This is a genomic window from Pseudomonas sp. Irchel 3H9 (assembly GCF_900187495.1).
Classification (GTDB): Bacteria; Pseudomonadota; Gammaproteobacteria; order Pseudomonadales; family Pseudomonadaceae; genus Aquipseudomonas; species Aquipseudomonas sivasensis.
Genome location: NZ_FYDK01000003.1, coordinates 595,908 through 610,501 on the forward strand (window position 1 = coordinate 595,908; position 14,594 = coordinate 610,501).

Annotated in this window: 9 protein-coding genes; 8 read left to right on the top strand and 1 reads right to left on the bottom strand. The window is 61.4% G+C overall.

Annotated elements, in window-relative coordinates:
• Window positions 1-144 precede the first annotated feature (144 nt).
• The 8 genes from CKW32_RS14510 to pbpC all read left to right on the top strand — a co-directional run bounded on the left by CKW32_RS14510 (window position 145) and on the right by pbpC (window position 14,197).
• Window positions 145-762 (top strand): CDP-alcohol phosphatidyltransferase family protein, encoded by a 618-nt coding sequence (locus tag CKW32_RS14510; RefSeq protein WP_032885184.1) that lies wholly within the window; start codon window positions 145-147, stop codon window positions 760-762.
• 10 nt (window positions 763-772) lie between these two features.
• Window positions 773-2,527, top strand: a complete 1,755-nt coding sequence (locus tag CKW32_RS14515; RefSeq protein WP_032885182.1) for a bifunctional alpha/beta hydrolase/class I SAM-dependent methyltransferase — start codon at window positions 773-775, stop codon at window positions 2,525-2,527.
• Between the two features lie 2 nt (window positions 2,528-2,529).
• Window positions 2,530-3,828 carry a phosphatase PAP2/dual specificity phosphatase family protein gene (locus CKW32_RS14520; protein ID WP_032885181.1) on the top strand — a complete coding sequence of 433 codons (1,299 nt, stop codon included), beginning with the start codon at window positions 2,530-2,532 and terminating at the stop codon, window positions 3,826-3,828.
• The gene (locus tag CKW32_RS14525) at window positions 3,818-4,261 is read left to right on the top strand and encodes a hypothetical protein (protein ID WP_095185261.1); all 444 of its coding nucleotides are present in this window, start codon (window positions 3,818-3,820) and stop codon (window positions 4,259-4,261) included. Before CKW32_RS14520 ends, CKW32_RS14525 begins: the two co-directional genes overlap by 11 nt.
• Before the next feature lie 9 nt (window positions 4,262-4,270).
• On the top strand, window positions 4,271-4,891 hold the full coding sequence (locus tag CKW32_RS14530; RefSeq protein WP_095185262.1) for a 1-acyl-sn-glycerol-3-phosphate acyltransferase: 621 nt from the start codon (window positions 4,271-4,273) through the stop codon (window positions 4,889-4,891).
• A gap of 1 nt (window position 4,892) precedes the next feature.
• Window positions 4,893-5,825, top strand: coding sequence for a phosphatidate cytidylyltransferase (locus tag CKW32_RS14535; RefSeq protein ID WP_032885177.1), 933 nt, complete (start codon window positions 4,893-4,895; stop codon window positions 5,823-5,825).
• A gap of 289 nt (window positions 5,826-6,114) precedes the next feature.
• Entirely contained in the window at window positions 6,115-11,919 is a 5,805-nt protein-coding gene (locus tag CKW32_RS14540; RefSeq protein ID WP_095185263.1) for an alpha-2-macroglobulin, read from the top strand.
• Entirely contained in the window at window positions 11,900-14,197 is a 2,298-nt protein-coding gene (gene pbpC, locus CKW32_RS14545; protein ID WP_095185264.1) for a penicillin-binding protein 1C, read from the top strand. Before CKW32_RS14540 ends, pbpC begins: the two co-directional genes overlap by 20 nt.
• Here pbpC and CKW32_RS14550 read toward each other — a convergent pair.
• Complete coding sequence (locus tag CKW32_RS14550; RefSeq protein WP_095185265.1) at window positions 14,194-14,574, bottom strand: hypothetical protein; 381 nt, start codon at window positions 14,572-14,574, stop codon at window positions 14,194-14,196. The two genes, pbpC and CKW32_RS14550, sit on opposite strands and share 4 nt — an antisense overlap.
• Window positions 14,575-14,594: the final 20 nt, after the last annotated feature.

Genomic DNA, 14,594 nt, shown 5'->3' on the forward strand with positions numbered 1-14,594 from the left:
CCCCTCCTACATTTGTTTCTCAGTGCTCTCCAGAGCGTGACTAAACCCCCATAAACACGAGCCATCACTGGTAGATCTCATGATTAATCGGCACACTCCAAACCAGTTTTTCGCGGGCTCACGGACAAGGAAGCGTCACCCCCCATGATTTCGATCTATCAGCTCAAACCGCGTTTTCAAAACCTGCTGCGTCCTCTCGTGCAGCGCCTCTACGACAACGGCACCACCGCCAATCAAATCACCGTTCTGGCCGGAGTGATTTCCCTGCTGGTGGGCCTGCTGATTGCCAGCTTCGCCCAACACCTCTGGCTGTTTGCGTTGATCCCGCTGTGGATGATTGCGCGCATGGCCCTTAATGCCATCGACGGCATGCTCGCCCGTGAATTCGGCCAGCAGTCGCGCTTGGGCGCCTACCTCAATGAATTGTGTGACGTGATCGCGGACAGCGCGCTGATCCTGCCCTTTGCACTGATCCCGGGCGTGAGCCTGGCGCCGGTGCTCTTGGTGGCATTGCTGGCGGTATTCAGCGAATACGCCGGTGTGCTCGGGCCCATGGTCGGCGCTTCGCGGCGCTACGACGGGCCGATGGGCAAGAGTGATCGAGCGTTTGTACTCGGCGTGCTGGCCACCGGTGTAGCGCTAGGCTGGCTCGGCGCAGGTTGGGTCGACACGGTGATGTGGCTGGTCGCCGCCCTGCTCGCCTACACCCTGGTCAACCGCGTACGCCAAGGCCTGAAAGAAACCCCTTCCCCTTCTGCATAAGGATTTTGCGATGCGCGAACAGCAAGCACACACCTTCAGTACCCATGATGGCGTCGAGCTTTTTTACCGACACTGGCCGGCCACTTCCCCTGCGGATGGCGAGCCACGCCAGGCGATCGTGCTGTTCCATCGCGGCCACGAGCATTCGGGCCGCATCGCCCATCTGGTCGATGAGCTGAACCTGCCCCAGTTCGACTTCTTCGCCTGGGACGCCCGCGGCCACGGCCAATCCCCCGGCGAGCGCGGTGACAGCCCCAGCTTCGCCACCAGCGCCCGCGACGTGCAAACCTTTTGTGACCATATCGGCGCCACCTACGGCATCGAAGAGGAAAACTTCGCTGTCATCGCCCAAAGCGTCGGTGCGGTAATCGCGGCCACATGGGTGCACGATTACGCGCCGAAAATCCGCGCGTTGGTGCTCGCCTCGCCAGCGTTCAAGGTCAAGCTGTACGTGCCGTTCGCTCGTCCAGGCCTGGCGCTGATGCGCAAGTTTCGCGGTAACTTTTTCGTCAACAGCTACGTCAAGGCCAAGTTCCTCAGCCATGACCCGGAGCGGGTGGCGTCCTACGACAGCGATCCGCTGATCACCAAGGCGATTTCAGTGAATGTGCTCCTGGGTCTGTACGAAGCAGCCGACCGGGTTGTAGCGGATGCCCAGGCCATCCAAGTGCCGACTCAGTTGCTCATCTCCGGCTCCGACTTCGTGGTGCATCGCAAACCCCAGCAGCAATTTTTCGACCGCCTAGGCAGCCTGAAAAAAGAGCTGCATATCCTGCCCGGTTTTTTCCACGACACCCTCGGCGAACGTGACCGCGCCGTGGCGGTGAGCAGTGCCAGGCGCTTTATCCTGCAAAACTTTGCTCACCCGCTGGACCGCGCCTCCCTGCTCGACGCCGACAAACTGGGCGCCACCTGCGCCGAGTCCGAATCCCTCGCCGCGCCGCTGCCGCGCAACTCCCTGCGTGACCTGTACTGGCGCATGACCCGCGCCAGCATGGGCTTGGGCAAGAACCTGTCAGATGGGGTGAAACTGGGCTTCGACACCGGTTTCGACTCCGGCAGTACCCTGGACTACGTCTACCGCAACAAACCCACCGGCAAGGGCGGGCTGGGGCGGATGATCGACACCAACTACCTCAACTCCATCGGCTGGCGCGGCATCCGTCAGCGCAAGCTGAACGTCGAAGAACTGCTGCGCCTGGCCATGGCCAAGTTGCGGGATGAACAGCGTGAAGTACGTATCGTCGACATCGCCGCCGGCCACGGGCGTTACATTCTGGAAGCCTTGCAGGGCGTGTCGCCGCTGCCGGAATCGATCCTGTTGCGCGACTACAGCGACATCAACGTGCGCGACGGTGGCGCGCTGATCCGCGAGAAAGGCCTGGGGGATATCGCGCAGTTCGTCAAAGGCGATGCGTTTGATCGCGCGGACCTGGCGGCGCTGGAACCCAAGCCGACGTTGGCGGTGGTGTCTGGGCTGTATGAATTGTTTGCCGATAACAGCATGGTCGGCGGTTCGCTGGCCGGCCTCGCCGAAGCGGTCGAACCCGGTGGCTACTTGGTGTACACCGGCCAGCCATGGCACCCGCAACTGGAGCTGATTGCCCGCGCATTGACCAGCCATCGCCAAGGCCAGGCCTGGGTGATGCGTCGTCGCAGCCAGGCGGAAATGGACCAACTGGTGGAAGCCGCCGGTTTCCGCAAAATCACCCAGCGTGTGGATGAGTGGGGCATCTTTACCGTGTCACTGGCACAGAAGATCTGAGCATGCGCGAACCCGGTTTGTTGAAACCAGCCGTCCTGTGGCTGCTGCTATTAGCGCCGTTGTTCTTCAGCACCTACGGCTTTGCCACCTGGGTCACCAGCCAGCGCAGCGACGTGGGCACGCTGGTGTTCGGCTGGGAAACCCATATGCCGTTCTGGGCCTGGACCATCGTGCCTTACTGGTCCATCGACCTGCTCTACGGTTTCTCCCTGCTGCTGCCCAGCACCCGTCATGAACTCAAGCAACACGCACTGCGCCTGCTGAGTGCCCAGGTGATCGCGGTGAGCTGCTTCCTGATCTGGCCACTGCGTTTCACCTTCGAGCGGCCCGAGCTGGATGGCGTGTTTGGCTGGTTGTTTGCGGTGTTGGCGGGCTTCGACAAGCCATTCAACCAGGCACCGTCGCTGCACATCGCGCTGCTGGTGATCCTGTGGGTCATGTTCCAACGTCATACCCAAGGTTTCTGGCGCTGGCTGGTGCATGGCTGGTTCGCGCTGATCGGAATTTCGGTGCTGACCACTTATCAACATCACTTTATCGACTTACCCACAGGCGCCCTCGCGGGTTGGATTTGCGTGTGGTTGTGGCCGCTCGAACATCCGAGCCCGCTGCTGAATACGCGGCTTACCCAAGACCGCAAGCGCTGGCAGCTGGGCGTGCGCTACGGCTTGGGCGCCCTGGCGCTGATCATCGTGGCGTTAAGCCTGGGCGGTTGGTGGCTGTGGCTGCTGTGGCCAGCGGTTTCCCTTGGGCTGATCAAGGCGAATTACTTCGTGCTGGGCGCGGCGGGTTTCCAGAAGCGCGCTGATGGTCAGCTCACACCTGCCGCGCGCTGGTTATATGCGCCCTATCTAGTGGCTGCCTGGATCAATTCCCGGCTGTGGACACGCAACCATCCACAGCCCAACGTGATTGTGGATAACGTTTGGCTGGGGCGGATTCCTACCTCAAAGGAGCAGAGTTCATTCAGCGCCATTGTGGATCTATGCGCCGAACTGCCGATTAATCCACAGGGCCGCGCGTATCAATGCATCCCGGTGCTCGATCTGATAGCGCCGACACCCACCGAATGCCGGCAAGCTGCTGAAGCCATCGAACGCCTCCGCGCACGCGGCCCGCTGTTGGTGTGCTGCGCCCTCGGCTACTCACGCAGCGCTACCGCCGTCGCCGCCTGGCTGTTGCACAGCGGGCGCGCCACGACGGTGGACGAAGCGCTGACTATTATTCGTGCAGCACGGACCGATGTGGTCCTGCACCCCGCTCACCGTGAAGCATTGGAGGGTTTGCCCCATGCCCGCTGATATGGAACTCCAGGTGGTGGCCAGCCTGCTGCGCCGTGGCCGTTCGCTGGATCAGTTATCCACAGGACTGACCGTGGCCGGTGTGCTATTCGGCCTGGCCCAATTGCTGATGGCGAGTATTTCGATCATCTGCCTGCTGCTCAGCCTGTGGATGATTATCCTCGGCCTGCTGCAAAAGTACTGGGCGCTGCGCGTGGCCTTCGACGCCGACCTGTTCGCCCTGCTGGCCCGCGATACTCAGCGCACCACCGACCTCGACCAAGCCCTGCAGACCCTCGGCCTGCAATCGCCCAATCGGGCCGGCCGACCTTGGGCCGAGCGCCGTCGCGGCGCCCTCAAATTGTTGCGCAAACAAGCCTGGCTGCTGGGCGCGCAAGCGCTGCTGACCCTGGGCGTGATCCTCGCCAGCCCTTGGCTGCCTTTCGCCGGATAAGGAATCCCCATGTTCGAACCTGTGGTCGCCACGCTGATTACCTCCATGGCCCGCACCGTCACCGGCGCCCGCAGCCTGTGGCTGGGTTGCGCGCCCGTGCCGGTGCAACGCATCTACTTCGCCAACCACAGCAGCCACGGCGACTTTGTGCTGCTGTGGGCCTCGTTACCGCAAAACCTGCGCAAATTCACGCGCCCGGTGGCCGGCAGTGATTACTGGAATAAAAGCGCGCTGCGTCGTTACATCATCAACCGCGTGTTTAATGGTGTGCTGATCGACCGCGAACGCAAGGACCCTGTGGATAACCCTCTACAGCCTATGCTCGCTGCCCTGGAGGGTGGCGATTCGCTGATCATCTTCCCTGAAGGCACGCGCAATCCGGAGGACGGCTTACTGCTGTTCAAAAGCGGCCTGTACCACCTGGCAAAAAGTTACCCACAGGCCGAATTGATCCCCGTGTGGATCGCCAACCTCAACCGGGTCATGCCCAAGGGGCGCGTTTTGCCGCTGCCGTTGTTATGCACAACCAGCTTCGGTGCACCGCTGCAACTGGAAGACGGTGAAGACAAGGCGCTATTTCTAGCCCGCACACGCGACTCCCTGCTCGCCCTCGCCCCGGAGCATGTCTGACATGGATAGCCAAACCCTGATGCTGTTCGGCGGAATCGGCGCGATCCTGGTACTCGCCTCGCTGATCGGCCTGATCCTCAAACTGCGCACCCGTGGCACGCCGAACGCGGTGATCGACAACCTCAACGCCCGTATCAATGCCTGGTGGGTGATGGTGGTGGTGATCGGTATCGCCTTCTGGCTCGGCACCGGTGCGGTGATTCTGTTGTTCTACGCGGTGTCCTTCTACGCCCTGCGCGAGTTCCTCACCCTCACCCCGACCCGACGCAGCGACTACCCGGCGCTGGTGGCCGCGTTCTACCTCGCCCTGCCGCTGCAATACCTGCTGATTTATTCGGACTGGTACGGGCTGTTCTCGATCTTCATCCCTGTGTACGTGTTTTTGCTGCTGCCGATCCTCGCCTCATTGGGCGGCGACACCACACACTTCCTCGAACGTGCCTCGAAAGTGCAATGGGGCTTGATGATCGCGGTGTTCTGCGTGTCTTTCGTCCCGGCCCTACTGACGTTGGACATCCCCGGCTACGAAGGCCGCAACCTGCTGCTGATCGCCTATCTAGTGATCGTCGTGCAACTCTCGGACGTGTTGCAGTACGTGTGCGGCAAGCTGTTCGGCAAACACAAGATCGCGCCCAACCTGTCACCGTCCAAAACCGTGGAAGGTTTTGTCGGCGGGATTCTGCTGTCCTCCCTGATCGGCGCCGCGCTGTGGTGGACCACGCCGTTCAACCCATGGCAGTCGTTCCTGATCGCCTTGCTGATCAACCTGCTCGGTTTTGCCGGTGGGATCGTCATGTCAGCCATCAAGCGGGATCGGGGCGTTAAGGATTGGGGGCATATGATCGAAGGCCACGGCGGTATGCTGGATAGGCTGGATTCGGTGTGCTTCGCCGCGCCGATTTTCTTCCACCTCGTACGCTACTGGTGGACCTGACCACCAGCATTCTCAGCTCAATGGAGCGCTAAATGTGGGAGGAGCTTGCTCCCGATGGCGGTGTGTCAGTCGCTGAAGATGTTGACTGATCGACCGTCATCGGGAGCTCGCCCACTCCCACAAAAGCCGCCGGACACCTGAAGGACATGGCCAACCTCATGGTCGACCGCTCGCTGGCATGCATGGGCGCTCACTAACCCTATAAACATCCCGCCATACGGCGTATCGGCGTCATCTTTTGTATCAAAGACGCTGTAAGATACGCCGCACTTAGCCAGGGATGCTCACCATGTTCGATTCGCTCAAAGCCATCAGCCGTCGTGTTGTCGGCGTGTTTCTGACCGTGGTGGGGGCCGTTTTAGGCCAATGGCATCCTCCGCTGTGGCTGCGTGCTATCGGCCGTGGCGTGGAAAAACTTGGGAGTAAAGCCCGTGCTTACCCGCGTCAGACGGGTGCCGGAGTGCTCGGGCTAGCACTGCTCGTGGCCGCTGGCTTCTACGGCTGGCACTGGTATTCCAATCTGCCGCAGCCGCATACCGCGAGCTACTCGCTGCACAAGCCCAACCTGACTGACTACACCCAGCCAACGCCAGTTGTGGATAACTTACAGGTGCGCTTCGCCGAGTCCGTGGCGCCCCTTGCGGCCATCGGCAAACCCGTCACCGAGGGCATTACCCTAAAGCCCGAGGTCGCAGGCACCTGGCGCTGGGCGGATGACCGTAGCCTGTTGTTCGTGCCGGAGAAAGACTGGCCTATCGACGCCCATTACACCCTTGATCTGGCCAAGAGAAACCTGTTGGCAGATGGCGTATTGCTGGATCAGTACAGCACCCAGTTCTCCACCCAACCGTTCCGCGCCACCCTGGCCGCCAACGAGTTGTACCAGGATCCATCCAACCCGACGCTGAAGCAGCTGGTGGCGACCTTCCATTTTTCCCACCCTGTGGATGAAGACAGCCTGCGCAAGCACGTAACGGTGACCCTCGACAAAGGCCTGACCTACCGCGACGCCCAATTGCCAAATCGCCCGGAGATCACCTTCGACGAGAAAAAACTCAACGCCTACGTACGCTCCGCAGCCCTGGCCACCCCGCTGGAAAGCACCCCGGTCAGCGCCAAACTCGACGAAGGCATCAAGGCCCGCGATGGCGGCAACGCCAGCGCCGCATCGTTGGTGGCCAAAGTCACCGTACCCGGTCGCTATCGCCTGACATTTACGGGCGCCGAAATCAGCTTTGTGGATAACGAACGCGCAGAGCCAGAGCCAGTGCTGATGTTCAGCAGTTCCAGCGCTGTAGCCGATGACACCATCGCCGGTAAAGTCCAAGCATGGCTGTTGCCGGAAAAAGCCCAGGACGACACCCGCCCCTATAACACCAATGAAATCGACGACGCCCTGCTCGCCCGCAGCACCAAGGTCAACCTGACCCACGTGCCGAGCGTCGAACCGCTGAACACCCTGCACGCCTTCAAGTTCAAGGCCCCTGCCGGACGTGCGCTGTATGTACGCGTGCCCGCTAACCTGGAGGCCATCGGCGGCTATCTGGCGAAGGATCCTACGGCGTCGCTGGTAAGCATGCCGGCGTATCCGCGCACCTTGCAGTTCCTGTCTGACGGCGCCCTGCTCAGCCTCACTGGCGAGAAACGCCTGGGCTTCATGGCCAGGGGAGTGCCCGGCGCCCACGTGGAAATCGCCCGCCTGTTGCCCAACCAGTTGCAACACTTGGTGGACCAGAGCAGCGGCAGTTTTGCGCGGCCGAACTTTGGCAATGAGTACTTCGATCGTATGGTCGAGCGTCAGTCTCTGGACATTCCTCTGTCATCCAATGACCCGGCCAAAACCGTCTACGACAACGTAGATTTGAGCCACTACCTCACCGCCAACGGCGGCCGTCGCGGCATTTTCGTGCTCAAGCTGAGCCCACAGGATGAACCGGCCGAGCGTACGTTCGAATATGAACTCAGCAGTACCAGCGACCTGCGGTTTATCGTAGTGACCGACCTCGGCATCATCGCCAAACGCTCCAGCGACGGCAGTCACGACGTGTATGTGCAGTCCATCGGTAATGGTTCGCCGGTGGCCGACGCGCAAGTCGACATCATCGGTCGCAATGGCTTGCCGGTGAGCAGCGGTCACACGGACGGCGAAGGCCATGTGCATTTCGCCAAGCTGGATGAACTGCGCCGTGAGAAAACGCCGCTTATGTATGTGGTCAGTCGCGGCAATGACCAATCGTTCCTGCCAATCGCCCGTCAGTCCCAGCAGCTGGATTTGTCGCGCTTTGATGTAGGCGGTTTGGAAGAAGACGGTGCGATTGATCGCCTCAGCGCCTACCTGTTTACCGACCGCGGCCTGTACCGACCCGGCGAAACCGCCCACCTGGGCATGATCGTGCGCAGCGGCAACTGGAAAGGCGCCTTGCAAGGTCTGCCGGTGGAGCTGCAAATCACCGACCCGCGCGGTCTGGAAGTGATTCGCCAGCCACTGAAGCTCTCCGCCAGCGGGTTTGAAACCTTTGATTTCCCCAGCAGCGAAGTGGCCCCAGCCGGGGAATACACCGCGACCTTGCAGTTGATTGGCCAGAAGCAAACGCGCACAGACCTGGGCAGTGTCAGCTTCAAAGTCCGCGATTTCGAGCCGGACCGCATGAAGGTCAGTTTGAGCCTGCACGACACGCCGGTGCAGGGCTGGATTCCCCCGGACCAAGTGGTGGCTAAAGTCACCGCCATGCACCTGTTCGGCGCCCCGGCCTCGGGCCGTCGCGTTACTGCAAAAATGTCACTGAGCCCGACGCTCGCGGCATTCGACCGTTACCCCGATTACCGCTTCCGCCTCAATGATTCCCTGGAAGACGCCAGCACCGAAGACCTGGCCGAAACCACCGTCGACGATAACGGCCAGGCCGTGCTCGACCTCAACCTGCAACGTTTCGCCAACAGCACCTATCGTTTGCAAGTGATGACCCAGGTGTTCGAGGCTGAAGGTGGCCGCAACGTGGCGGCGCAAAGTGCGTTGCTGGTGTCGTCCGCGCCGTACCTGGTGGGTGTGAAAAGTCAGGATTCGCTGTCATACGTCGCTAAGGACGCCCCACGCCAAGTGCAATGGCTGGCCGTCGCGCCAGACCTCACACCGCTTGCGGTGGATGGCTTGACCAGCGAAGTGGTCGAGCACCGTTATGTGTCGGTGCTGGTGAAGCAATCCAACGGTACCTACAAGTACGAGTCACGTATCAAGAACATCAGCCAACCGGCCTCACCGCTGGTGATGACCAAAGACGGCGCCAAGCAGACCCTGAATACCGGTACGCCAGGGGATTTCACCCTGCAACTCAAGGACGCCAACGGCAACCTGCTCAACCAGATCGACTACAGCGTGGCCGGGCGCGGCAACACCTCGCGCTCCCTGGAGCGTAACGCCGAGCTGCAACTGCGCTTGGATAAACGCAGCTACGCCACCGGTGATGAGATCGCCATCAGCATTCGCGCGCCGTACACCGGCGCGGGCTTGATCACCATCGAGCGCGACAAGGTTTACACCCAGCAGTGGTTCAAGGCCGACAGCACCAACAGCGTGCAACATATCCGCGTGCCTGCGGGCCTTGAGGGCAATGCCTACGTCAACGTGCAGTTCGTGCGAGACATCGGTTCGTCCGAGGTTTATATGAGCCCGCTTTCCTACGGTGTGGTGCCTTTCAGCATCAACCTGGACGCGCGGCGCATGGCACTGAAGGTCGACGGCCCGGCGAAGATCGAGCCGGGGCAAATCCTCGACATTAAGGTCAACACCGACCGCCCGGGCCGCGCCGTGATCTACGCGGTGGACGAAGGCATCCTGCAAGTAGCGCGCTATCAAACGCCGGATCCGCTGGGTTTCTTCTTCCAGAAGCGTGCGCTGGAAGTCGGCACCAGTCAGATTCTTGACCTGATCCTGCCGGAGTTCAGCCGCCTGCTCAGTGGGGCGGCGCCTGGAGGCGATACGGAAGGCGCCCTGGCCAATCACCTCAACCCGTTCAAACGTAAACATCAGCCGCCAGTGGCGTGGTGGTCCGGGCTGGTGGATTTGCCGGTCGGTGAAACCGTGCTGCATTACCAGGTACCCGACAGCTTCAACGGCAAGTTGCACCTGTTTGCCGTCGCGGTGGATACCGACAGCGTGGGCGTCAGCGAGACCACTACCGACGTGCGCGGGCCGATCGTGATCACGCCCAACGTGCCGGCCTTCGTGGCGCCGGGGGATGTGTTCAACGTCAGCGCCGGGGTGTTCAGCAACCTCGACGCGGCAGCGGATGTGAAATTTGAAGTGCAGACCAGCGCCGGCCTCGTGGTGCAGGGCGACAAGGGCAGCACCTTGTCACTGCAACCGCGCAAAGAAGGCACTGCCGAATTCAAGATCAAAGTCGGCGACACCCTCGGTTCGGCAGACCTGCGCTTTGTCGCGGTGCTGCCGGATGGCAAGCGAATCCAGGTGGCGGAAACCACGTCAATCCGCCCCTTGAGCGAACACCGCGTCGCTCTGAGCCTGGGCCGTTTCGAGAGCGCCAGCAAAGAACTCAAGCCCACACGTGAACTGTTCAGCCAACTGCGTGATGTGCAGTTGGGCGTGGCCGCCTCGCCGCTGGTATGGGCCAACGGCCTCAAGCATTACCTGGATGACTACGGCTATGCATGCACCGAGCAATTGGTGTCCAAGGCCATGCCGGCATTGATCTGGGGCGGCACCGCACCCGAGGCTGAACAAGCCTTCAGCAGCGCGGTCCGCATGTTGCGCCAGCGTCAAAACCAGGCCGGTGGCTTTGGATTGTGGGCAGCCAACCCTGACGTGGCGCCGTACGCCAGCCTGTACGCCACTGATTTCCTGATCGAAGCCAAGGAGCGCGGGCTGCCGGTGCCGGAAGACCTGCTGGTGCGTTTCAACGCGTATCTGACAGACCTGGCCAACGGCCCGAGCGAAGGCCTGTCGGAATTGCGCAACCGTGCCTACGCCAGTTACCTGCTGAGCCGTCAGGGGATTCTGGTGAGCGGCGCGCTGAGCGACATCCGCGAGCGCTACGAGAGTTACTTCAAGGACAGCTGGCAGAACGACCTGGGCGCCGCCTACCTGGCTGCCAGCTACAAACTGCTCAAGCAGGATCGGCAGGCCGATACGCTGTTCCGCAAAATCCCGTGGCGTTCGCTTGTGGATAAGTGGGACAGCGACGGCCTGTACTACGACCCGCTGGTGCACGACGCCGAACACTTGCACCTGCTGGCGCGCCATTTCCCTGAACTGATGGATGACGTGCCCACCGCGCTACTGGATAAGCTCGGCAAACGCCTCAACGAGCAGCGCTACAATTCGCTGTCGGCGGCATTGTTGCTGCGCGCCCTGGACAACTATGGCCAGCGCGCGCAAAGCGACATGACCCTCAAGGCCACCGCCTGGCTGGGCGATAAACAGCAACAATTGCTGGAAATGGCCGGCCAGCCACCGCGCGCCGCCGTACCGCGCGCCACGCAGAAGCTGGTCATGGAAAAATCCGATGGCCCGGCAGCGTTCTACATGCTCAGCGAAGCCGGTTTTGATAAAGGCGCCAAGCTCAAAGCCATCAACAACGGCCTGGAAATCATCCACGAATACCTCGACCTCAAAGGCGAGCCGGTGAGTAAGGTAGCCGTGGGTGATGAGTTCCTGGTGCGCTTGCGCCTACGGGCTACCGACCGTGACCAAGTGCAGCAAGTGGCCGTGGTCGACTTGCTGCCCGGCGGTGTCGAGCCTGTGTATAACTTGCCCCCTGAGCCGGAAGCCGCGAGCAGCGAGGAAAGCGAAGGCGAAGAATCCGAGTACGTTGAAGCCAGCGAAGAAGAAGCTGACACCTGGCAGGCCCCCATCGGCGAAACCGAGCTGAGCAACTGGCAGCCAGACTACGTGGATGTGCGGGATGATCGGGTGGTGTTGTACGGCACTGCGCTACGTGATGTAGGCACTTTCGTTTACCGCGTACGCGCCACCAACGCAGGGACGTTCAATACGCCACCGGCCTACGCCGAAGGCATGTACGAAACCACCCTGCAGGGACGCGGCAAAGTAGGCCAGCTTGAAATTACCAAGCCTTAAACGTCTGACGCCGCTGCTGGCAGCTGCGGCGTTACTGGCCGGCGTGCGGCTTTGGCCCCATGCGCCGCTGGAACAGGCCATTACCTCCTCCAGGGTCGTATTGGCCGATGACGGCTCGCTGTTGCGTATGACGCTGGCCCAGGACGGTCAATATCGCCTATGGCTACCACTGGAGCGCATTTCACCTTCATTGATTGAGGCACTGCTGCTCAAGGAAGACCGCAATTTCTACTGGCACCCGGGGATCAATCCCCCGGCGTTGCTGCGGGCGGCCATGGCCACCTACAGCGGAGGCCAGCGCCAAGGCGGCTCGACGTTGAGCATGCAACTGGCGCGGCGCCTGTGGGATCTCAACACCCGCCAAGTGCCCGGCAAATTGCAGCAGATGGCGTTGGCGCTGTGGCTGGAAGCGCGCTACAGCAAGCACGACATCCTTGAGGCGTACCTGAACCTGGCGCCCATGGGCGGCAATATCGAAGGCGCCGAAGCGGCCAGTCGCATCTACTTTGGCAAGGCGGCGGCGCACTTGTCGCTGTCCGAAGCGTTGGCATTGGCGGTAATCCCCCAACAGCCCGGCCGTCGAGCACGCTTCGGGCCTTCGCTGCAAAACGCCCGGCTGCGCTTGATGGCTGATTGGCGCGAGACTTATCCACAAGACCCGCGTAATGACAGTTTGCTGGACTTGCCCTTGGAAGCGCGCAACCGCCAGGAGATTCCTTTTTTGGCGCCACACTTGAGCGAGCAATTGCTGGCAGCTCAAGCCGGTAACGAGTTGAACAGCACGCTCAATCTGCCTTTGCAACAATTGCTAGAACGTCTGATCACCGGGTTTATCGCCGAACGGCGCAGCACCGGGGTGGAGAACGCCACCGCGATCCTGGTCGACAGCCGCGATCAGAGCGTCAAGGCGCTGGTGGGCTCAGCGGACTACTTATCCACAGACATCCATGGACAGGTGAATGGTGTGCTATCACGGCGCTCGCCGGGGTCTACGCTCAAACCGTTTCTCTATGGGCTGGCGCTGGACCAAGGGGTGATCCACCCCATGAGCATCCTTAAAGACTTACCGAGTAACTTCGGCTACTTCCAACCGGAAAACTTCGACGGCAGTTTTGTCGGCCCACTGACGGCCCGCGACGCGTTGATCCGCAGTCGCAATATCCCCGCCGTGTGGCTGGCCAGCCAGGTCAAGTCGCCTTCTCTATACGGCTTACTGCAACGCGCCGGCATCAAAGGCCTACGCGACGAAAGCCATTACGGCCTGGCCCTGGCACTGGGTGGCGGCGAGATGACCCCGGAGGAGCTGGCGCGGCTGTATGTGATGTTGGCGGGAGACGGGCATTTACGGCCGTTGCGCTACTTGCAGCAACAGCCGCAAACCACCGGCGCACAACTGCTCAGCCCGCAGGCCGCGTTTATGGTGCGCGACATGCTGCGCCGCAACCCACGCCCAGATGGCCTGCCCGGCCGCCATTGGCGAACCGCCTGGAAAACCGGTACGTCATGGGGTTTTCACGATGCGTGGAGCGCCGGACTGGTCGGCCCGTATGTGTTGGTGGTGTGGGTGGGTAACTTCGATGGTCGGCCAAATCCAGCCTTTATTGGTGCCAAGACCGCCGCGCCGCTATTCTTCCGCATTGCTGACGCTTTGCCCCTGGCATTACCCAACGTCGCGATCAAAGCCGACAAGCCGCCCGCGGGGCTGGTGCGCATTGATGTCTGCGCTGCCTCCGGTGAGCTGCCCAACCGCTGGTGCCCGCAAACCCGCAAGACCTGGTACATCCCCGGCGTCTCGCCGATCCGTGTTTCCAACCTGCACCGCCCGGTGCTGATCGACACCCGCACCGGCAAAGCCGCGTGCCCGCCGTTCGATCCGCAATACACACGAGAGGACATCTTCGAGTTCTGGCCCAGCGACGTTCAACGCCTGTACCGAGCAGCCGGCCTGCCCCGCCGAACCCCGCCCAACGTGATGAAAAACTGCCAACCCAACCGCATCACCGACCAGAGCGAAGCGCCGCAGATTCGCTCGCCACTGACTCAGGTGAGCTACCAACTGCGCTTGTCTCAACCCCAGGAAAGCATCCCGCTGAACGCGAATGCGGCCAGCGATGCGGCGACGCTGTACTGGTTCGCTGATCAAACCTTGATCGGCCAAGGCCCGCCGCAAGCCACGCTGAACTGGAGGCCGGGCAAGTCAGGGGAATATCGGTTGCGGGTGAGTGATGATCAAGGACGCAGCACAAGTCGGGGGTTGCGGGTGGAGTTTGTACCTTAGGAGCAGTTGTCACCCTCAGCAAGCTCAACATAATTCGATTCCCCGCCTCCGGTCGCACCCGATAACCAACCCCATACAAAGCTCAGGCTGGTACGCCCAGACGTATCCACACTCACTGTGCCTCGCGACCAACCGGACAGCAGCTCACCGTCCAGCGTCAGGCACTGAAAAAGCAGCTCAATGGTATCGGCGCCGGTCACGCGACCGACTTGCGTCCCCGTGCGGATTCGGCCGCCTTGGTAGGTGCTGGATAAGGCATCACCGTCGACACGGTAATGAAACACCGTGCCGGTACCGGAAAGCCCATGGGTGTTATTCGCGACCACAAATCGGCGATTGTGCAAACGCTCGCCGAGGTGGGGAAAGGAAGATGGCATCAACGTGGCGTCCTTGCGTT

Coding starts and splice junctions, on each gene's coding strand:
- CKW32_RS14540 (WP_095185263.1), top strand. CDS start 6,115: ATGTTCGATTCGCTCAAAGCCATCAGCCGTCGTGTTGTCGGCGTGTTT.
- CKW32_RS14515 (WP_032885182.1), top strand. CDS start 773: ATGCGCGAACAGCAAGCACACACCTTCAGTACCCATGATGGCGTCGAG.
- CKW32_RS14525 (WP_095185261.1), top strand. CDS start 3,818: ATGCCCGCTGATATGGAACTCCAGGTGGTGGCCAGCCTGCTGCGCCGT.
- CKW32_RS14520 (WP_032885181.1), top strand. CDS start 2,530: ATGCGCGAACCCGGTTTGTTGAAACCAGCCGTCCTGTGGCTGCTGCTA.
- CKW32_RS14535 (WP_032885177.1), top strand. CDS start 4,893: ATGGATAGCCAAACCCTGATGCTGTTCGGCGGAATCGGCGCGATCCTG.
- CKW32_RS14530 (WP_095185262.1), top strand. CDS start 4,271: ATGTTCGAACCTGTGGTCGCCACGCTGATTACCTCCATGGCCCGCACC.
- CKW32_RS14510 (WP_032885184.1), top strand. CDS start 145: ATGATTTCGATCTATCAGCTCAAACCGCGTTTTCAAAACCTGCTGCGT.
- CKW32_RS14550 (WP_095185265.1), bottom strand. CDS start 14,574: ATGCCATCTTCCTTTCCCCACCTCGGCGAGCGTTTGCACAATCGCCGA.